Origin of the sequence: Microbulbifer agarilyticus, assembly GCF_019800665.1 — a bacterium.
Taxonomy (GTDB): domain Bacteria; phylum Pseudomonadota; class Gammaproteobacteria; order Pseudomonadales; family Cellvibrionaceae; genus Microbulbifer; species Microbulbifer agarilyticus_C.
Genome location: NZ_JAHVKO010000002.1, coordinates 111,822 through 132,293, shown reverse-complemented (window position 1 = coordinate 132,293; position 20,472 = coordinate 111,822). Strand labels below are relative to the sequence as shown.

The window sequence follows — 20,472 nt, the reverse complement described above, 5'->3', positions numbered from 1 at the left end:
GAGACAACTGAATGGATATCAATTTCCCCCTTATTTTGCTGTTGCTGGTTGTGGTGACAGGGGTGATCTGGCTGTTTGATGCACTGTTTCTGGCGCGGGGGCGCAAAGCGGCCAAGGGGCAGCCGGTGCAGGAACCGGTAGTTGTTGAATACGCCAAGTCGTTTTTCCCTGTGTTGGCGATCGTGTTTGTACTCCGCTCCTTCGTGGTGGAGCCTTTCCAGATCCCTTCTGCGTCCATGGATCCGACGCTGGAAGTCGGGGACTTTATCCTGGTCAACAAGTACGCCTATGGTTTGCGCCTGCCAGTGAGCCGCACCAAAGTGGTGGATATCGGTGAGCCCAAGCGTGGCGACGTGATGGTGTTCTTCCCTCCGCACATGAATGAGACCTACTACATCAAGCGTGTGGTGGGTTTACCGGGGGATGAAATTCGGGTGGAAAATAACCAGCTGTATGTGAACGGCGAAGCGATGCCGCAGGAATTTATCCGATTTGATACGCAAAACCCTGGACGTGAGCTGATGTGGGAGACCCTCGACGGTCACCGCCACCTGGCCGCCAAGCAGCAACGCCCGGGCCCATACGGCAATATTCGCACCGTTACCGTGCCGGAAGGTTACTACTTCATGATGGGTGACAACCGTGACAACAGTCTGGATAGCCGCAAGTGGGGCTTTGTGCCGGAGAAAGACATTGTCGGCAAGGCCTTTGCAATCTGGATGCATTGGGACAAACTACTAAGCCTGCCCAGCTTTAGCCGGGTTGGTGGGATCGACTGACTGGTCGCTCCCGTTTCAGTGGCGGCTCGCGGTTCAGTGACAACAACGATAACAACAGGTAGGTCAGCATGGCATTAAACACACAATTTTCACGTGCTTTGGCAAAGCAGCGGGGCATGAGTTACTGGGGCTGGTTGGCCGTCATTGCCGTATTTGGCTTTGGACTGACCGTGGTATCCAAAATGGGCCCGGCCTATGTGGATGCGCATTTTGTGGAAGAGGGTTTGCACTCCTTGGCCAAAAACAGCGGCGTTCGCGAGATGAGTAACACTGAAATCAAGCGCGAGCTGGACCGCTTTTTCACCATCAATAATGTGCGCGGTGAGCCGACTGACTCGGTAAAGATCATCCGTGGTGCCGATAGCACTTTGGTCAGTATCAATTACGAGCTGCGCCAGCCACTGTTCCAGAATGTGGACGTGGTAATGAAATTTAACAAACAACTGAATACTGCCAAGCCCGAGCTGTGCTGTGAGCCGCTTGTGGACCTTGAGCAGTTTCGCAAGCGAGATGACTACTAACCGGTGACAGACCTCCATCTGCAACGACTGAGTGGCCGCCTAGGCTACCAATTTACTAACCAAGAGCTATTGGACCTGGCGCTGACGCACCGCTCCCTTGGCAGCCGCAACAATGAGCGCCTGGAGTTTCTGGGCGACTCGATTCTCGGGTTTACCATAAGTGCGGCCCTGTACGAAAAATTCCCCGAAGGCCGTGAAGGCCAGATGAGCCGCTTGCGCGCTCAGTTGGTGAGCGGCGAGACCCTGGCAAAGGTCGCGCGCGAGCTGGAGCTTGGTGAGTGCTTGCGACTGGGCGAGGGAGAAATGAAGAGTGGTGGCCATCGCCGCGCGTCCATTCTCGCCGACGCGGTAGAGGCCATTATCGGCGCGATATATCTGGATTCGGGACTGGAAGCGGCCCGTGAACGGGTTCTGGCCTGGTTTGCCCCGCGCTTGCAGAGTCTTTCTCTGGAAACCGCCAAAGACCCCAAAACCCGGCTGCAGGAGTGGCTGCAGGCACGTCACAAACCGTTACCCGAATACCAAGTCGTGGAAGTAGCTGGTGAGGAGCACTCCCAGCAGTTTATCGTGGAGTGTCGGGTATCTGGCCTGGCTGCACCGGTAAAAGGTGTTGCCAGCAATCGCCGTGCCGCGGAGAAATCCGCCGCCGCAGAAGCCTATGCCCAACTGACCGGGCAGGGCTGACCCTATAATCCCCATCTGACATTTTGCCCGACCTGCGGATGCAGGCGGGCTCGACCGGCTCGGAGACCCCCTTGAGCGAACCCAATACCCAAACTTCCCGCTGTGGCTATGTAGCCATTGTCGGCCGCCCGAATGTGGGCAAATCCACCTTGCTGAACCATTTGCTGGGGCAAAAGATTTGTATCACTTCGCGCAAACCGCAGACGACGCGCCACAACATGCTGGGGATCAAAACCGAGGGCCCTAACCAGATTATTTTCGTGGATACCCCGGGATTGCACGCGGGGGAAGAAAAGGCAATTAACCGCTATATGAACCGCGCGGCGATCAGTTCGACCCGCGATGTGGACGTGGTGGTGTTTGTGGTAGAGCCAGCGAAATGGACGGAAGGTGATGAATTGGTGGCGCAAAAGCTGCGTGGCCTCAAGTGCCCTTTGATTGTTGCGGTGAACAAGGTCGACCAGCTGCAGGACAAGAACGCGGTGCTGCCGCAGCTGCAGGCGTTGGCCGAGCGCTTCCCCGAGGCCGAGATAGTGCCCATTTCCGCCCTGCGCACCTCTAATCTCCAGTCTCTGGAAGATGTGATTGTTGAGCGCTTGCCTGAGGGCATGCACTTCTTCGAAGAGGATCAAATCACCGACCGCAGCTCCCGTTTTCTCGCGGCAGAAATTGTACGTGAGAAAGTTATGCGTCAGCTGGGTGCGGAAATCCCGTATGCGGTTACCGTTGAGGTAGAAGAGTTCAGCCAGGAGGGCAAGGTACTGCATATCAGTGCTGCAATTCTGGTCGAGCGGAATGGTCAGAAGCGTATTCTGATTGGTACCAAGGGTGAGCGTATTAAACAAATCGGCCAGCAGGCGCGCGTGGATATGGAGCGTCTGTTCGACAGCAAGGTGATGCTGAATCTTTGGGTCAAGGTTAAGTCCGGTTGGTCCGACGACGAGCGCGCGCTGCGCAGTCTCGGCTACGTGGACAAACAGTAAACGTCTGGCCCATCGGCGTGCAGCAGCTCCCCCCGCAACCCGCCTATATTTTGCATTCCCGTCCGTTCCGGGATTCCAGTTTAATTCTGGATTTACTCACGCCCGAGTACGGGCGGATTGCCTGTATCGCCAAGGGTGCACGCCGCGACAAGCAGCGGCGCCAACGGGCGTTACAGCCGTTTGCCCCCCTTCTGGTTACCTTGCTCGGGCGCCGAGACCTGAAAACCCTTGGGCCAGTGGAAAGTGCCGGCCAGCCATTGTGGCTAAAAGGGCGCGCGGTTTATGGCGGACTCTATGCCAATGAGCTGTTGTTGCGCTTATTGCCGGAAGGGGAAAGTCTGGTTGCGGTGTTTGCGGCTTATCAGCGTCTGCTGGAGTGGCTTGCGCAGTTATCGGGCGACAGCAGCAGTGAGCTGGAGATGCCACTGCGAGTATTTGAATTACAGCTGCTGCATGCACTAGGTAGTTGCCCCGAGTTGGGCTATAGCTCTATCGAAGGTGCGCCGATAAGCCCAGACTCTGTGTATCGATTGACGCAGGAAGACGGCTTTGTACCTGTGGCGATCCCGCCAGGGTATTTGCCGCGCGGGGCGGACTTCTTCGGCCGTCATCTGCTGGCGATGGCCCAATTGCTCGGCGGTGAAGCCGCGTCTGATGAGCACGCCTTCCCTGAAACACTATCGGCGGAAGTGCTGATGGAAGCCAAGCGGCTTACACGATTGTTGCTCAGCCCCTTGCTCGGCAACCGCCCGATGAAAAGCCGCGAGCTATTCCGCCAGGTGTATTCTGTGGAATAGCGCAGAGATGCGTCAGTGAGTTTCAGCTTCTTCGCATTCGATACCAAACAGCGCTTCCAGATCCTGATCGGCACCCCAATCGCGCAGGCCGCGAATCTCTTTTTTCACCAGTTCATATGCCGTTTTAAAGGTGCTGCCATCCAGCTCCTGCGCTGCACTTGCTGAGTCGCACTCCTGAACGGGGCGCAGCAGTTCCTGCAGTTGTCCGGTGGCGTTGCGCAGGCGTGGCACGCCGCAATAGCAGCAACCACCATGCAGGCGGTGAGTGCGCTCAAATAGTCCTTTGTAATCCTCACTCTGTGCCAGACGGGCGAGCTCCTGCTCGTCTTCGTGCAGGCCTTTCAGCAGCATGCGCAGCAGGTCGCGCGCGAGGCCCGCATCCTGATTGGCGAGATTCAAACTTTCGCCGATATCGACCAGGCGCGGTTCCACCGCTGCGGTTTTGGTGTCTGGTGCAGTCGTGCTGCTTACTTCCATCCAGCGCTTTACGGTGTGTGTCAGCTGTGTCTCGCTGACCGGCTTGCTCAGGTAATCGTCAAGCCCGGCACTGAGCAGGCGAGATTTCTCCTCGGTGCCTACATGGGCTGTGAGGGCGATGATGGGGGTGCGGCGGCCGGATTCCCGCTCGCGGATCCGTTGTGTGGTGGCGATACCGTCCAGCCCGGGCATCTGGATATCCATAAAGATCATATCGAAATGCTGACTTTGCCACTGCTGGAGCGCCTCTTCGCCGGAGCCGGCGATCAACGCCTCAATATGCTGCGCGCGCAGCAGTTCGCTCATCAGCTTTCGATTGGGTTCGTAGTCGTCGACCACCAGCACTCTGGGTTGCGTGGGCCAGGGCAGGGCTGGGTAATTGCCGGTTTGCGGGCGAGACTGCGCCTGTTGCGGAACCGTGCGCTTCAGTGCGCGGAGCAGACCATCGCGGCTTACCGGTTTGGCAAGGAAGGCCAATACTCGGGTGCGCAATGCATCGTAGCAGCGTCGCAAGTCCACTGGAGATCCTTGCACGATCACTCGACATTGGTAGGTATCGACCAGCTGTTGCACAGTACTGATAAAGCCTTCGAAATCGTCGCCGGCAAGGGCGGTATCGATAATCAGTCCATCGGGAAGGGCGTCGTGGCGCCACATCTGCTCCACGGCGGGTACCAGGCTCTCTCCGTCATTGTGCTCAAGGGGAGCCGCCCGCCAATGGCTGAGCTGTTGGTAGATCTGTGTACGGGTGATGGGGTTGGGGTCCACGAGCAGCAGGCGGCACCCGGGGAACTGCTCCCGGGTAACTGCGACCCGATTGCGGTCGATGGTGAGGGGCAGTTGAATCCAGTAGCTGCAACTGCCCTGATCATTGTCTTCGAGACCGATTTCCCCGCCCATGGATTGCACCAGGTTACGCGCAATGCCGAGCCCCATCCCGCTATTTGAAAGCTGGTGTTGCGCGGTCGCACTGGTGAGCAGGAGGCGCATTTCACGGCGACGCTGTTCGTCGCCGCGCGCACCGTTGTCGGTGATCGTGATGCGCACCATCAGTTCGGATTCTTTGCCACTGAGCACTTCGATACGCACCGGAATGCTGCCATTTTCAGAGCTGCGGATGGCGAGGCTCACCAGGTTGGTCAGGATTTGCTTGATACGCAGGGGGTCGCCGATTTGAGATGGCGGCAGCTGCGGGTCGACGAACGGCACCAGTTCCAGATTATGTTCATAACCGTAAGGCGCGAGGATCTGCAGTGTCTCTTCAAGAACCTGGCCCAAATTCATGGGGCTGTGATCGAGCACCAGATTGCCGGACTCGATACGCGAGAAATCCAGAATGTCGTTAATGGATGTCAGCAGGTTCTCCGATGACCGCAAGATGGTCTGCAGATAATCCTGCTGTAGCTGGTCAACCTCAGTTTTCAGCAACAGGTTGGTAAACCCGATGATACCGTTGAGCGGGGTGCGAATTTCGTGGCTGGTGTTGGCGAGGAAGGTGGACTTCACCCGACTGTTTTCCTCGGCTTTTTTGCGGGCCATCTCCAGCCCGATATTTTGCTCTTCCATTGAGTCCAGCGACTGACGCAGGTCCTCCATGGTCTGGTGCAAGCCCTCCTGGTAGTCCCTCTGGTATTCCGAGAGGTTGCGGGCCATGTGCCCAATTTCTTCACCCAATTGATGTAGCTCGAGGTTTCTGGAATTGGGGACTTGGGTCATGAAGTTCCCGCTGCCAATGGATTGCAAGGTGCGCTTGAAGCGCTCAAGGCTGTGTGATGCACGTTCGGCGATGGCAGCCGCCCAGACCAGTGCAACCAGACTGCACAGGATTAGCCCGATCAGACCGACCAGAGCCACTTGATAGGTGCCCACCAGGAAGTAGGGGCGGTGTAATTCGATACTCAGCCAGCAGTTGGCGTTTTCGCCAATCAGGGGCTGCATCACGTGCAAGCTATTCAGGTCCTCGTATATATGTGCATGTTTGCCGCGCAGCTCACTGGCTGAGAACACTGTTCGTGGACGCGGGCCGACGCTGGAGATGAGCTTAAATTCTTCTGCACCCTGCGGGTTGAGATCAGCACGGTAGAGTTGCACCGAGCGAATCATGCCGCGCTCGAGCATCAGTGCCATCAGGCTCTTATCGAGCCACTCGATACGCTCTTCGAAGGAGTGTTCACCGCTCAGGTGGATCAGCTCCACCAGAGTCTCTGCGCTAGCGCGGCCGTGACTCAGTAGCAGGTCCCGGCGGTCTCCCGCCTGCTGCAGAGTAAACAGCAGGCACAGCAGAATGGTCAGAAGAAGTGCTGGGGTCATCGCGTAGCGGAACAGCAGGGCGCGTAGCGATAGGCGGCGTCGCCTGGATGCGGCACCTGACGGCGACATCTTAGGGCTGAATGAAGGGTCAGAGGAGCGGGATTGAACCATGTTGCCTGACTGCGCTAATGCGTATTGTGTTATTTTTGTCCGATTCTACCCTTGCTGACGGTAGAAGCCAGCCCCATTTCACGCTTTCAGCAGCTGGAAATCTGTGGCACGCCCTTGCTCGATTCGCAGTGTCGCCGGCTCGGAGGTAGAATGAGCGCCCGCCTAGGCCGATGGACCTGTAGTAACGATGGATTTTCCGACGGATTACCCGACGATTGCCGATTGTGTTGGTAACACTCCACTGGTGCGCTTGCAGCGTATTCCGGGGCAGACCAGCAATACTCTACTGCTGAAACTGGAAGGCAATAATCCAGCTGGGTCGGTAAAAGATCGCCCGGCGCTTTCCATGATCACCCGCGCTGAGGCCCGGGGACAGATTCGTCCCGGCGATACCCTGATTGAGGCTACCAGTGGCAATACGGGTATCGCATTGGCGATGGCAGCCGCAATTAAAGGCTATCGACTTATCCTTATCATGCCCGAAAGTGCTACCGATGAGCGCAAGGCTGCAATGGCGGCCTACGGAGCAGAGTTGATTCTTGTTACTTCTGAACAGGGCATGGAAGGCGCGCGCGATCTGGCATTACAAATGCAAGCCGAAGGCCAGGGATTGGTACTGGATCAATTCTCCAACCTGGACAACCCGCAGGCGCATATTGATAGCACTGGCCCGGAGATCTGGAGACAGACCGGCGGCCGGATAACGCACTTTGTTTCTTCCATGGGCACCACCGGCACCATTATGGGGTGTGGCCGCTATCTCAAGCAGCAGAATCCGGATATTCAAATTGTTGGCTTGCAGCCGACCGAAGGTTCTGCGATTCCAGGTATTCGCCGCTGGCCTCAGGCTTATTTGCCTAAAATATTTGTCCCGCAGGAAGTTGACCGGGTGATGGATGTTGGTCAGGCGGAGGCGGAAACCATGACCCGCCGACTGGCTCGTGAAGAAGGTATTTTTTGCGGAGTATCCTCCGGTGGCGCCGTTGTCGGGGCATTGCGACTCTCTGCCGAAGTGGAAAATGCCACCATCGTGGCGATTATTTGTGATCGCGGCGATCGCTACCTCTCCTCGGGTCTGTTTAACGCCGACCAGTAAACATGATTTTGATCGCGAGTTTAGACCATTGGTACAGGTTAGAAAAAATTATCCGCGCTTAGCTGACGGCACCCTGGACCGGGAGGCGTGGCTTCGCCACATTCAGTCCATGGCCCAGCTCGATGGCGGTACCGTCGTCAGTCTGCGCAAAGCTGTGGAGATGAGTGAGGACGCGGAACAGCGGGCCATCGAAGCGGAGAACATCTGGGCGGAAGGCGCGAGCAGTTTCCTTACCGGCCTGGAAATGGTGGAAATCCTCGCGGATCTGCAAATTGACGGCGAGGCCCTGTGCGCGGCCATGCTGTATCGCGCAGTGCGAGAAAAGCGCTTGCCGCTGAAAACCGTTGAAGCGGAAATGGGCGAGACCGTCGCCAAACTTATTCGCGGCGTATTGCGCATGGCGGTGATTCGCAGCCGCAGTGCCGATACTGGTGAAGAAAATCAGAGCGGTGCGGTCGAAGAGCATTCAGAAAATATCCGCAGGATGCTGGTCGCGCTGGTTGACGATGTACGGGTTGCGCTAATCAAGCTTGCGGAGCGCACCTGCGCCATTCGCGCGGCAAAAAACACAGATGAAGCCAAACGGCGCCGGGTTGCCCGGGAAGTGGCCGATGTCTATGCACCGCTGGCGCACCGCCTGGGTATTGGTCATATCAAGTGGGAGCTTGAGGACCTGGCATTTCGCTACCTCGAACCCGATGACTATATGCAGATTGCGCGCCTGCTGGACGAAAAGCGGCTGGCGCGACAGGAGTATATCGACGATGTACTCAGCCTGTTGCGCAACGAGCTGCACAAGGCGGATATCGACGGCGAAGTATTTGGGCGTGCAAAGCACATCTACAGTATCTGGCGGAAAATGCGCCGGAAAAATATCGGGTTCTCGCAAGTTTACGATATCCGCGCGGTGCGCATTCTCGTCCCTACCGTGCGCGATTGCTATGCGGTTCTGGGTATCGTCCACAACCTGTGGCGAAACATCCCCAATGAATTCGATGATTACATTGCCTCACCCAAAGAAAATGGCTACCGCTCCCTGCACACCGCGGTAATTGGCCCGGATCGCAAAGTGCTCGAAGTCCAGATTCGGACTTTCGCCATGCACGAAGAGGCGGAGTACGGGGTTTGTGCGCACTGGCGTTATAAGGGTACCGATAAAAAATCGGGCCAGTTGGAAGGGCAAGACGGCTACGAGCAAAAAATTTCCTGGTTGCGTCAGGTATTGGACTGGCACGAAGAGGTGGGGGGCAATCCCCTGCAGGACGACCTGCAGGCCAGCGATGTAGATACGCGCATCTATGTTTTCACACCAGATGGACATGTGGTGGACCTGCCCAAGGGGGCGACGCCCCTCGACTTCGCCTACCGTATTCACACCGAGATCGGTCACCGCTGCCGTGGCGCCAAGGTGGACGGGCGCATTGTGCCGCTCAACCACGAACTGCAGACGGCCAATCAGGTGGAAATTCTCACGGGCAAGCGGGAGTCACCCAGTCGCGACTGGATCTCGCGCAGCATGGGCTATATCACCACATCCCGTGCCCGCGCCAAGGTAATTCACTGGTTCAAGCAGCAAGCGCGAGATCAGAATGTCGCGGAAGGCCGCTCAATCCTTGATGGTGAATTCAAGCAGCTAGCACTCCCGGACTTTGACTACGAAAAGTTGGCGCAGAAACTCAATATGCACTCGCTGGACGACCTGTATGCGGCCGTCGGGGCGGGGGATATTGGTGTGGGCCAGGTTTTGAATGCCGCGCAGCGCATGGTCAAAGTGGAGCAGGACGAACCGGTCCTCTCGCTGACGGCACCGGTTGCGCGCGAGGGGCAGGCGGATGTCTATATTGATGGTGTGGGCAACCTGATGACCCATATCGCCGGTTGCTGTAATCCGCTGCCGGGCGACGAGATCATGGGGTACATCACCCTTGGCCGCGGCGTTTCCATTCACCGTAAAGACTGCGCGAATATGCTGCGTATGCAGGCGGATGAGCCTGAGCGGATTCTGCAGGTGGAATGGTCGGAAAAGCCCACGGAAGTTTATGCCGTAGAAATTATGGTGGAAGCCTACGACCGACACGGTCTGTTGCGGGATGTCACCACCATGCTGGATAGTCAGCGTATCAATATTACGGCAATGCAGACCCACTCCAACAAAAACAAGCACACTGTGGATATGGTGATTACCGCGGAAATCCATAACTTTGAAGAATTGAGCCAGGTATTGCACCGTATTAACCAGTTGCCGAATATCGCTTCAGCGAAACGGCGCATATTGCACTGATAACGCCTGCTCATCCTGAATATCTGCGGACTGGAAGGCGCGGAAAATGAAGCAAAACTACAGCGTTGAAGATCTGCAGTACCTGATGGCTCAGCTGCGGAACCCGGATGGCGGTTGCCCCTGGGATCTCAAGCAGAGCTTCGCCACCATCGTACCCTCGACGATCGAGGAGGCTTACGAAGTTGCTGAGGCGATCGAGCAGGAAGATTTTGAACACCTGCACGAAGAACTCGGCGATTTGCTGTTTCAGGTAATCTTCTATGCGCAACTCGGGCGTGAAGAGGGGCACTTTGACTTCACCCGTGTTGTCGACACTCTGGTACGTAAGCTGGTGCGCAGGCACCCGCATGTATTTCCGTCGGGTGAACTCTACGGAGAAAACGCCACCGCGGAGATCGACGAACAGCAGGTAAAGGCGAACTGGGAAGCGATTAAGGCTGCGGAAAGGCAGGAGAAGGGAGAGGGCGGCACTCTGGACGGCGTGGCCACTGGATTGCCGGCACTCACCCGAGCGGCGAAGCTGCAAAAACGTGCTTCACAAGTCGGCTTCGATTGGCCGGAAATCGACGGCGTGCTTGGCAAGGTCGAAGAGGAATTGCGTGAGCTGCGCGAGGCAATCGCTAGCGGTGACCGCGAGCATACCAGCGAAGAGCTCGGAGACCTGTTGTTTTCCTGTGTCAATGTGGCGCGTCATCTGAGGCAAGACCCAGAAAGTGCCTTGCGCAAGAGCAATCGAAAGTTTGAGCAGCGCTTTGGTGCAGTGGAGGCCGCGCTGCGGGCTCGGGACCTGCAGCCCACCGACGTTTCTCTGGAGGAGCTGGACAGGCTCTGGGACGCAGCGAAAAGCGCTGGGAGTGACCCCGCAGAGGCGTAACGCTTGGCAGATTACTTGGCTTGGGCCGCGCTCTACGCCTTGGTTTTTTCTGTTTAAATTTTCGCCATTTTGGTGGCGATCTGCTTTAATTGATGGCCAAATTGTAAAAAAATTACCAAATTCGGCCTGACCACATGCGGGCTTGTCCTGTGTTGGGGCAAAGTGTAAGGTAGCGCTCTTTTCTCGGGGCGCCGCCGGAATCACCTGTCCGGAACAACCAATAATGGCCTCGGCATGATCTGGAGACTATCTGTTTATGCGAATCATACTTCTGGGCGCGCCTGGCGCCGGTAAAGGGACTCAAGCCCAGTTCATCACCGAGAAGTTTGGAATTCCTCAGATTTCTACTGGCGACATGCTGCGTGCTGCCGTCAAGGCCGGCACACCGCTGGGATTGGAAGCCAAAGACGTTATGGCCGCAGGCAAACTGGTTTCCGACGATCTGATTATTGCTCTGGTCAAGGAGCGTATTGCTCAGGACGACTGTGCGAATGGCTTCCTGTTCGACGGTTTCCCTCGTACCATCCCTCAGGCCCAGGCGTTGCTGGATGCAGATGTATCCATCGACAACGTGCTTGAGATTGCCGTGGATGATGAAGAAATCGTTCAGCGCCTGTCGGGTCGTCGCGTGCACGAAGGTTCTGGCCGTGTATACCACTTGGTGTACAACCCGCCCAAGAACGAAGGTGTGGACGATGTAACCGGTGAGGCGCTGGTACAGCGTGCCGATGACACCGAAGAAACTGTGCGCAACCGTCTGTCGGTTTACCACGAGCAGACCGAACCGCTGGTTGGTTTCTATCGTGAACTGGCGCAGCGTGCGCCGGAAACTGCGCCCAAGTACAGCAAGGTAGAAGGCGTAGGCTCCATGGACGAGATCCGCGAAAAAGTGATTGAAGCGCTGAGCTAAGCTCTGTGCTCTCTCCGATAGCTGCACATTCTGTTTCGCGCTGCTTTCGCACCTTTGCGGCAACAGAGTGCAGTAACATAAAGCTCCTTCGGGAGCTTTTTTTATGCAGCGATATTTTGGCCGCCGGCGTTAATCCAAACGGGTGATCGGGGTGTATAGGGTTGTGGTTCGATCCATCTCAAGGCAATTGACCCTCCGAACAGTGGGTTTACCGCGAACCAGAAGCTTGTAAAATTTCGCTGAACCCTGCTCGGTGGCTGCGCTACATTCGCTGGCCTCAAGAGATCTGAAGTGGGGTCTGCAAGACCAAAAGGAGCCCATTGCAACATGGCGCATGCGATTATCCTGATGAACCTGGGCACCCCTGCGGAGCCAACCCCAAGTGGGGTTCGGCAGTTTCTCCGGGACTTCCTGTCCGACCAGCGGGTTGTAGAAATTCCTCGGCCAATCTGGGCGATGATTCTGAATTTGTTCATTCTGCCGTTCCGGCCGGCCAAGATCGCCCCAGCGTATCGCGAGATATGGGGGCAAGGGCTCGACGGTGAGGCCGTTACCGGGTCGCCAATCACCTATTACACACAGCGGCAGGTGGCCCTTTTACAGCAGCGACTCGATGCGGTGGCGCAGGGGCAATTTACCGTGACCTACGCGATGACCTACGGGGCTCCGTCCCTGAAAGAGACCGTGTCACGGCTACAGGAAGAGGGTGTATCTGGGTTCACCCTATTGCCGCTTTACCCGCAATACTCCGCGACCACTACGGGCGCTATCTACGATCAGGTGGCGGACATCATACGCGCATCGCGCAATGTTCCCGATATCTCGGTGGTGCACGAATACTGGCAACACCCAGGGTATATCGCGGCGTTGGCGAATTCTGTACGTGAACATTGGGCAAAACACGGTGCCGCAGAAAAGCTCCTGATGTCTTTTCACGGGATTCCCAAGGCGAATGTCCGCAAGGGCGACCCGTATTACCAGCATTGCTGCGGCACCGCGGAACTCTTGGCGGAATCCCTGCAGCTTCCGAGAGACAAATGGGAAATCACTTTTCAATCCCGCTTTGGTAAAGCGGAATGGTTGCAGCCCTATACCGATAAAACTCTGATTGAGTGGGGGCAAAACGGCGTTGCCAGTGTCGATGTCATTTGTCCGGCGTTTTCGGCAGATTGTTTGGAGACTCTGGAAGAAATCGCGGTGGAGAATCGCGCTAACTTTATTGATGCGGGTGGTGCGGAGTACCGATACATTCCTGCACTCAACGCCCGTGCGGATCATATGCAAGCTCTGGAGGCTATTGTACGCGATCGATTGCCTGCGGCCGTTTTTCATCAAACAAATGCATGAGTTTTAAAATTTTCTTTTCCTGATACGGCGTCCGCCTGACTATTTCGTGTGAGGTTTCAACGGAAAATTTGTAAAAAATCCGTTGAAACCCAAAAAATATCCAATAATTTTGTGTTTTTTGGTTGTTTTTAATCTTTTTTTCTTGCAAACCCTCCTTTTTTTATTAACTTTGATACAGCCGCGTCATTTTTAATGGCTGGGCTGCTCTCAATTGTTCAAAGTTGGTCGAAACACACTTCAGTGTTCACAGTGACTTCTCATATAGAGAAAGGAGACTAGGGATGGCACGAGTCGCAAAGAAAAAGGCCAAGGCAAAACGGGTAGCAAAACCGGCCGCCAAAGCCGCAGCTACCGCCTCACCGGTGGTAACCAAAGCGCAGAAAGCGGTTGATTCTGCGGCGAAAGCTCTGGATGCGCAGTTGGATCGTGTAGGCAAAGCGCGCGCCCGGGTACAAAAATCCAATACCGCAGCAGCAAAGAATTCACTCGCATCTGCCAATAGCAAGTTGCGTGAGCTGCGCGCCAAGCTGGCGGTGGCAAAACTCGGTCTTGCCAAGGCAAATGCGATGGATTCCGTTCGTCAGGCGGAAGAGTCGGCGAAGAAGGCTGTTTCAGAGTTGGCAGAGAAGTTGTCTACTAATGCCGATAAGGATTTGGATAAGGCATTAAAGGCATTTGAAGCACGCTGGAAAAAGACACGGGCCAAGGCTGATGCCAAGAAAGTAAAAGCCGCCGAGAAGAAGGCAACAGCCAAAGTAAAAGCCGCGGCTAAGAAGGCAGCAGCTAAGGCCAAGGCGTTAGAGAAGAAAGCCCTGACCAAAGCTAAAGCGGAAGCGAAAAAGGCCGCGAAGAAGGCGAAAAAGAAAATCGCAGCCAAAAAATCTGCCGCCAAAGCTGCGATAAAAAAAGCCGTCGGGCGCCCCAAGAAGGCCGCAGCGAAAAAGGCAGCAGCCAAGAAACCGGCCAAGAAAGCTGCCAAGAAAGCAGCTAAGAAGGTAACCAAGAAAGCGGCCAAGTCGGCACCGAAGAAGGCTGCCCGTCGTGGGCGTCCGCCAAAGGCAGCGGCTAAAAAAGCCGGCGCGCGCCGTGGTCGTCCGCCGAAGAAGGCTTGATTGGTAACCCCTTGCACAGGCGCATGGGGGCTAGACTGTGATGAGAGCCCCGGGGCCAAACCCCGGGGCTTTTTTATTTCCCCATTTCGCCGGTTGCGTTTGCCGCTGGCCATGCCACAATTCGTCCCCAATCTCTTAGGCCGAGCTCCCACGTCTCTGCAGCCAGCAAAGCGTCGGATACCCATGGCCGGCGGCGTTTGTAGCCGTTTACTTTGATCTCACCGAAATGGGGCTCTATCCGTTGAAAATCCTGGCAGTCGATACTACCTCCGGTGCCTGTTCTGTGGCCCTGTATGACCAGGGGCAGGTAAAAGAGACGTTTGTCCGGGCCGAGCGTGACCATACCCGCAGGCTGCTGCCGATGGTGGAGCAGGTATTGGGCGAGAGCGGATACAGCCTGGCTCAGCTGGACAGCCTGGCAGTGAGCCAGGGGCCCGGCTCGTTTACTGGCCTGCGTATCGCGATTAGCTGCGTACAGGGGCTGGCGTTCTCTGCGGACCTTCCGGTTGTCCCTGTTTCTAGCTTGGCTGCACTGGCTCTGGGTGCCGTGCGAGAGAATCCGGAATGGTCGGCATTAGAAATGCCTGTTTTGGCCGCACTGGATGCCCGTATGCAAGAGGTGTATTGGGGATTGTATGATGTGGCTAATCCCGGGCAGGCGCTGTTACCGGATCAGGTGTCATCCCCGGAGCAGGTGATTGCTTCTTTAGAGTCTGCCGGCTATGTGACAGCGGATGAGTCCGACGTGGAACGCGGTGAATCTGCGCTGCTCGCGGCAGGTCCCGGTTGGAGCTACTCAGAACTCGCTGCGTTGAACCCTCGAGCACTGCAGCTGGATGCTGGTATTCACGCGCAGGATATTGCTGTGCTCGCTGCGGATTTGTGGCAGCAAGGAAAGCAGCTCACCGCCGATACACTGCAACCCGCTTACCTGCGTAACGAAGTTACCTGGAAAAAGCGCGAGCGGATTAGACCATCCAAATAATCGTTTTATGCAGTTGAAATAGTATGGAAACCTTTCAGATTGTTATCCTCGCCCTTATTCAGGGGATTACCGAATTTCTGCCCATTTCCAGCTCCGCGCATTTGATCTTGCCGAATCAGGTACTGGGTTGGCCGGATCAGGGCTTGGCGTTTGATGTGGCCGTGCATTTTGGTTCTTTGATGGCGGTACTTATTTACTTCCGCAAGGACGTTTGGCATTTGATCTGCGATGGCCTGGGAGGCTTTAAAACCGGGCAGTTCAGCGATGAGGGGCGGCTCGCCTGGCTTATCGTTCTGGCTACCATTCCCGCCGGATTGGTGGGCCTCGCGTTTAAAGACTTTATTGAAACTCACCTGCGGTCATCGGCTGTTATTGCGGCTACCACGATTATCTTTGGCCTGTTGCTGTGGTGGGCAGACGTCTACGGTAAACGACTCGATGGTTTGTCCAAGCTGAACTGGAAAAAGGCGCTGATGATCGGTGCTGCACAGGCCCTGGCGCTTATCCCCGGGACCTCGCGCTCCGGTATTACCATGACGGCCGGGTTAATGTTGGGCATGAAACGGGAAGCGGCAGCACGCTTTTCTTTCTTGATGTCGATCCCAGTTATCGCCTTGAGCGCGCTGCTGCTGACCCTTGAGCTGCTCGATACGCAAGCGGTGCCCTGGGGTAGTATTTTCCTTGGTGTGATCCTGTCCGGGATTAGTGCCTATCTGTGTATCCACTTTTTCCTGCAGTTTATTAGTCGCATCGGTATGGCACCTTTCGCCATTTATCGCTTGCTGTTGGGTGCGGTACTGATCTGGTTGATTGTCTCAGCTTGAATCCGCTAGTAGCTGGCTCGGTCAGGGCAAAGGATTGCACAGCGTTGACCGGGAAACTCTGACCCGCATAACTCTGACTTGCACAACTCTGACTTGCACAACTCTGATCCGCACAACTTCGACCCTGGAGTAACTATGAAGGCAACTGTCGCGTTTATCGGCCTTGGTGTCATGGGTTACCCCATGGCGGGCTACCTTTCCCGGGCCGGGTACCAGGTTCGGATTTACAACCGTACCGGGAGTCGGGCCAGCCGGTGGCTTGAAGCGTATCAGGGGGAAGCGTTTGCGACGCCTGCCAAGGCCGCAGAAGGGGCTGAAATCGTTTTTGCCTGTGTCGGTAACGATGATGACCTGCGTCAGGTAACGGTGGGTCCAGACGGCGCGTTTGCTGGCATGGCGCCGGGGAGTCTGTTTGTGGATCACACTACCGCGTCCGCTAATGTGGCGCGTGAGCTGGCAGACAAGGCCGCGGAACATCAGCTTGGCTTTCTGGATGCACCGGTATCCGGCGGTCAGGCGGGTGCCGAAAACGGGGCGCTCACGATCATGGTCGGTGGTAGCGAAGCAGATTTTCTGAGGGCCAAACCTTTACTGGATTGCTATGCGCGCGCAGTAAACCTGCTCGGACCGGTGGGTAGTGGTCAACTGTGCAAGATGGTGAATCAGATATGCATTGCCGGATTGGTACAGGGTTTGTCGGAAGGGCTGCACTTCGCCCGCGCCGCAGGCCTTGATCCGGAGCAGGTAGTGGAGGTGATTTCCAAAGGCGCCGCACAAAGCTGGCAAATGGAAAACCGCTATAAAACCATGCTTGCGGGCGATTACGAGCACGGCTTTGCCGTGGATTGGATGCGTAAAGATCTGGCGATTGTCCAAGACGAGGCTCGACGTAATGGCGCTCTATTGCCTGTGACTGCACTGGTGGATCAGTTCTACAGCGAAGTGCAAGCGCTTGGCGGGGGGCGTTGGGATACGTCGAGCCTGTTCGCCCGCCTGGAGAACGTGCGTAAGTTCGACTGATGCGAGTTTTACTGCTGTCAGCCTACGATGCGGAAAGTCACAAGCGCTGGCGGCGCGGGCTGGTGGCTGCCTTCCCCGGTTGGGAATGGACGGTGCTCACCTTGCCTGCACGCTATTTCAGTTGGCGTATACGTGGCAATAGCCTGAGTTGGGCGATGGGGCCAGAGCGGGTGACACTCGAGCAGTCATATGACTTAGTGATTGCCACATCGATGACTGACCTATCTGCATTACGCGGGTTGGTTCCCGCACTGGCGGCTCTTCCTACTCTGGTTTATTTTCACGAAAATCAGTTTGCCTACCCGAAAACCGGTCTCGCCCACCAGTCGGTGGAGCCACAAATACTCAATCTCTATACCGCTTTGTGTGGCGATCGTGTTGTGTTCAACTCTGAATTCAATCGCCGCACCTTTCTCGAGGGTGCGGCGACCCTCCTGAATAAGCTACCGGATTGTGTTCCTCCTCAGGTTATGGAGCATGTCGCCACGCGTAGTCTTGTGATGCCGGTACCACTGGAGCAGGAACTGTTTAATTTCGCCTATGGTAGTGGCGGAAAACCGGATTACTTCACCATCAGCTGGGCCGCGCGTTGGGAATACGATAAGGGGCCGGATCGCCTGCTGAGTATTTTGGAAAGTTTGGAGACTGCCGGAGTTGATTATCGGCTGAATTTGCTCGGTCAGTCGTTTCGCAAAGTGCCATCGGAACTAATAGAAATTCAGGATCGATTTGCGCATCGCTTACTGCAGGTAGGTTTTGTTGAAAGCCTTGAGGAGTATCGCAAGATACTTGCCGTCAGTGATGTATTTCTTTCCACTGCGTATCACGAGTTTCAAGGATTGGCGGTAATGGAGGCGACAGCTCTGGGCGCAATCCCGCTCGTGCCGCATTCCATGGCTTATCCTGAAATTTATCCGGCGTCCTGCTTGTATGAGTCGGCGGCTGGGGCTGTTCAACGGATGCTTGCCCTGCAGTCGATAAAACAGCGGGGAGGGACACTGGAGCCGGTGCCGATGGCCCACTATGGTTGGGATAACTGGCGGGAGCCCTACGAGAACGCAATACGAGCTGCGTGCGGACCCTAACACTCTCTGGGTGATAGTGCTCGATACATTATCTGGCTGGTTTAGTCTGAATCGTTAAGCCGGTATCATAGCGCCCCGCGCAATGAGTGCGCCGGATACAAGTTTTCAGTTGGAATGTTCACAGCTATGAAGAAACAGCGGGTTCTTACCGGGATTACGACGACAGGCACACCTCACCTGGGTAACTATGTGGGCGCGATACGCCCGGCAATTGAGGCCAGCCAGGACGCTGACAACCAGTCGTTCTACTTCCTGGCGGATTACCACGCGCTGATCAAGTGTCAGGATCCGGAGCTGGTGCACCAGTCGACTCTGGAAATCGCCGCGACCTGGCTGGCTCTGGGGCTGAATACCGATAATGTGGTGTTTTACCGCCAGTCGGACATCGTGGAGATTCCAGAACTTACCTGGCTGCTGACCTGTCAGACCGCCAAGGGCCTGATGAATCGTGCGCACGCGTACAAGGCGGCGGTCGACGCTAACCGCGATGACGGCCAGGATTCCGACTTCGGCATCAATATGGGCCTGTACAGCTACCCGATCCTGATGGCAGCGGACATTCTTATGTTCAACGCAAACAAGGTTCCGGTGGGCAAGGACCAGATTCAGCACATCGAGATGGCGCGTGATATTGCTGCGCGGTTCAATCACCACTACGGCGAACATTTCGCGCTGCCGGAAGCAGTGGTGGACGAGCACGTATCCGTTTTGCAGGGGCTCGATGGTCGAAAAATGAGCAAGAGCTATGGCAATACGATTCCATTGTTCCTGCCCGAGAAGAAGCTGAAAAAGCACATCAACAAGATCAAGACCAACCTGCTGGAGCCCGGCGAGCCGAAGGATGCGGATACCTCAACGGTCTTCCAGATCTGGCAAGCATTTGCCACTCCGGAGCAGACCGCCGAAATGCGTCAGGCGTTTGCTGATGGTATTGCCTGGGGAGAGGCCAAAAAGCAGCTGTTTGAATTGATCAATGGCCAAGTGGGCGAAGCCCGTGAACGTTACGAGGCTTTGTTGGCCAACCCGGCCCAAATTGAGGTTGAGCTGGAGAAGGGCGCAGAAAAAGCTCGCGCTTACTCCGCGCCCTTCCTTAAGAAGCTACGTGAAGCGGTGGGCATCCGCAAAATCGGCTAAACCCGACACCAATTGCTGCTCCCTCAAAGTAGGGGGCGGCTTTCAACGTTAAAGCACCGCTGATCAAGGGAGTTAACCGCGATTTCGTGGCTGTGCTTTTGTCGCCTGGCTGTTCCCTTGGCAGTCGCCCTTGGTTTCCACCTTGGCCTTCCACCGCGCCCGCGGGGAGGCTTGCTTGCCCTTTGGCCATCCCTCGCGCTGTACTCCGCGTTCTCCATCGGTTTCATCGGTTTCATCGGTCTGGTCATGGAACAGGTGGACCTGAGTTTCGAAGGGCATGTCGATACCAGCCTCGTCGAGCGCGGTTTTGACTCTTTCGATAAACTGAGCCCGCACATGGGTGACGTCCGTTTGCAAGCTGTTGGTCCACCAGCGGGCGCGAATCGTGACCCAGCTTGCTTCCAGGCCCCAGGGGAGGGCCTCTGGGGCCGGTTTCTGGGCCACCCCTTCAATTCCTTGTAATGTTTCCAAAATCACGCCACAGGCTTTGTCGATCCGGTCACTGTAGCCAATGCCGATGTCGAAATCGCTTCTTCGCATTGAGCGCGCTGTTTTCACCAGAATAGCGCTGGTGTAGATATCGCTATTTGGGATTACCATTCTCTGCCCATCGTAGGTATTGATAATGGTGGCCCGGGTTTCAATGCGTTTTACGGTGCCTTCGAAGTCAGCAACCTGGATTTGGTCTCCAACCTCAAATGGCTGCCGGATCAAGATCAATAGGCCAGCCAGCCAATTCTGCAGAATATCCTTGAAGGCAAAGCCGATTGCTACAGACCCGACTCCGAGACCAGCAATCAGGTCTCCCGGCTTCAAGCTGGGCATGACGACCGTGGCGGCGATTAACAGCCCAGCGAGGATAACTCCCCACTTTACGAGGCTGCCAAGCACCTCACCTAAATTGGAGCGATTGCGGCGGTTTAGATAGCGATGGACCAGAAAGCGCAGGAAAGCGCCGACGCAATAGAAGACCACTAGTACAACGAGCGCTACGGCAAAATTTGGCAGTAGTTTGACCGCACTGTCGACCCAATTGTCTACCTGACCGATAGCCTGGCTTAGATCTGCATCAATTTGCGTAGCTGTGTCTTGCGATTGTTCTTGCACGGTGTTGAATGCTACTCCGAGCGTTATTTCGTTCG

Annotated in this window: 18 protein-coding genes; 16 read left to right on the top strand and 2 right to left on the bottom strand. The window is 56.0% G+C overall.

Annotated features, from left to right (window positions below; translation table 11 throughout):
* Positions 1-11 precede the first annotated feature (11 nt).
* From lepB to recO, 5 genes are all read left to right on the top strand, one after another.
* Entirely contained in the window at positions 12-779 is a 768-nt protein-coding gene (lepB, locus tag KUV22_RS04915; RefSeq protein ID WP_222228977.1) for a signal peptidase I, read from the top strand.
* A 68-nt stretch (positions 780-847) separates the two neighbouring features.
* Complete coding sequence (locus tag KUV22_RS04910; protein ID WP_222228975.1) at positions 848-1,300, top strand: DUF4845 domain-containing protein; 453 nt, start codon at positions 848-850, stop codon at positions 1,298-1,300.
* A 3-nt stretch (positions 1,301-1,303) separates the two neighbouring features.
* On the top strand, positions 1,304-1,984 hold the full coding sequence (gene rnc, locus KUV22_RS04905) for a ribonuclease III (protein ID WP_222228973.1): 681 nt from the start codon (positions 1,304-1,306) through the stop codon (positions 1,982-1,984).
* 71 nt (positions 1,985-2,055) lie between these two features.
* Complete coding sequence (era, locus tag KUV22_RS04900; protein WP_224917026.1) at positions 2,056-2,967, top strand: GTPase Era; 912 nt, start codon at positions 2,056-2,058, stop codon at positions 2,965-2,967.
* Positions 2,968-2,984: 17 nt separating this feature from the next.
* The gene (gene recO, locus KUV22_RS04895; protein ID WP_315856911.1) at positions 2,985-3,764 is read left to right on the top strand and encodes a DNA repair protein RecO; all 780 of its coding nucleotides are present in this window, start codon (positions 2,985-2,987) and stop codon (positions 3,762-3,764) included.
* A gap of 12 nt (positions 3,765-3,776) precedes the next feature.
* On the opposite strand, the gene KUV22_RS04890 is transcribed toward recO, so the two are convergent.
* The gene (locus tag KUV22_RS04890) at positions 3,777-6,662 is read right to left on the bottom strand and encodes a response regulator (protein ID WP_261319179.1); all 2,886 of its coding nucleotides are present in this window, start codon (positions 6,660-6,662) and stop codon (positions 3,777-3,779) included.
* A 187-nt stretch (positions 6,663-6,849) separates the two neighbouring features.
* Between KUV22_RS04890 and cysM the strand changes: the two genes are divergently transcribed.
* From cysM to KUV22_RS04835, 11 genes are all read left to right on the top strand, one after another.
* A complete protein-coding gene (gene cysM / locus KUV22_RS04885; RefSeq protein ID WP_222228969.1) occupies positions 6,850-7,758 on the top strand; it encodes a cysteine synthase CysM in 909 nt (302 codons plus the stop codon).
* A 28-nt stretch (positions 7,759-7,786) separates the two neighbouring features.
* Entirely contained in the window at positions 7,787-10,039 is a 2,253-nt protein-coding gene (gene relA / locus KUV22_RS04880) for a GTP diphosphokinase (protein WP_222228967.1), read from the top strand.
* 46 nt (positions 10,040-10,085) lie between these two features.
* A complete protein-coding gene (gene mazG / locus KUV22_RS04875; RefSeq protein ID WP_222228965.1) occupies positions 10,086-10,913 on the top strand; it encodes a nucleoside triphosphate pyrophosphohydrolase in 828 nt (275 codons plus the stop codon).
* Between the two features lie 256 nt (positions 10,914-11,169).
* Positions 11,170-11,823 (top strand): adenylate kinase, encoded by a 654-nt coding sequence (gene adk / locus KUV22_RS04870; RefSeq protein ID WP_222228964.1) that lies wholly within the window; start codon positions 11,170-11,172, stop codon positions 11,821-11,823.
* 327 nt (positions 11,824-12,150) lie between these two features.
* A complete protein-coding gene (gene hemH / locus KUV22_RS04865; protein WP_222228963.1) occupies positions 12,151-13,170 on the top strand; it encodes a ferrochelatase in 1,020 nt (339 codons plus the stop codon).
* Positions 13,171-13,676: 506 nt separating this feature from the next.
* On the top strand, positions 13,677-14,282 hold the full coding sequence (locus tag KUV22_RS04860; protein ID WP_261319178.1) for a hypothetical protein: 606 nt from the start codon (positions 13,677-13,679) through the stop codon (positions 14,280-14,282).
* A 241-nt stretch (positions 14,283-14,523) separates the two neighbouring features.
* Positions 14,524-15,267 (top strand): tRNA (adenosine(37)-N6)-threonylcarbamoyltransferase complex dimerization subunit type 1 TsaB, encoded by a 744-nt coding sequence (gene tsaB / locus KUV22_RS04855; RefSeq protein ID WP_261319176.1) that lies wholly within the window; start codon positions 14,524-14,526, stop codon positions 15,265-15,267.
* Between the two features lie 23 nt (positions 15,268-15,290).
* A complete protein-coding gene (locus tag KUV22_RS04850) occupies positions 15,291-16,091 on the top strand; it encodes an undecaprenyl-diphosphate phosphatase (RefSeq protein WP_077404466.1) in 801 nt (266 codons plus the stop codon).
* A 135-nt stretch (positions 16,092-16,226) separates the two neighbouring features.
* Positions 16,227-17,111: an NAD(P)-dependent oxidoreductase gene (locus KUV22_RS04845; protein WP_222228960.1), complete on the top strand. Its 885-nt coding sequence runs from the start codon at positions 16,227-16,229 to the stop codon at positions 17,109-17,111.
* A complete protein-coding gene (locus KUV22_RS04840; protein WP_222228959.1) occupies positions 17,111-18,196 on the top strand; it encodes a tRNA-queuosine alpha-mannosyltransferase domain-containing protein in 1,086 nt (361 codons plus the stop codon). Before KUV22_RS04845 ends, KUV22_RS04840 begins: the two co-directional genes overlap by 1 nt.
* A gap of 126 nt (positions 18,197-18,322) precedes the next feature.
* Positions 18,323-19,330 carry a tryptophan--tRNA ligase gene (locus tag KUV22_RS04835; RefSeq protein WP_222228958.1) on the top strand — a complete coding sequence of 336 codons (1,008 nt, stop codon included), beginning with the start codon at positions 18,323-18,325 and terminating at the stop codon, positions 19,328-19,330.
* A gap of 72 nt (positions 19,331-19,402) precedes the next feature.
* On the opposite strand, the gene KUV22_RS04830 is transcribed toward KUV22_RS04835, so the two are convergent.
* A complete protein-coding gene (locus KUV22_RS04830) occupies positions 19,403-20,437 on the bottom strand; it encodes a mechanosensitive ion channel family protein (RefSeq protein ID WP_222228957.1) in 1,035 nt (344 codons plus the stop codon).
* Between the last annotated feature and the right edge of the window lie 35 nt (positions 20,438-20,472).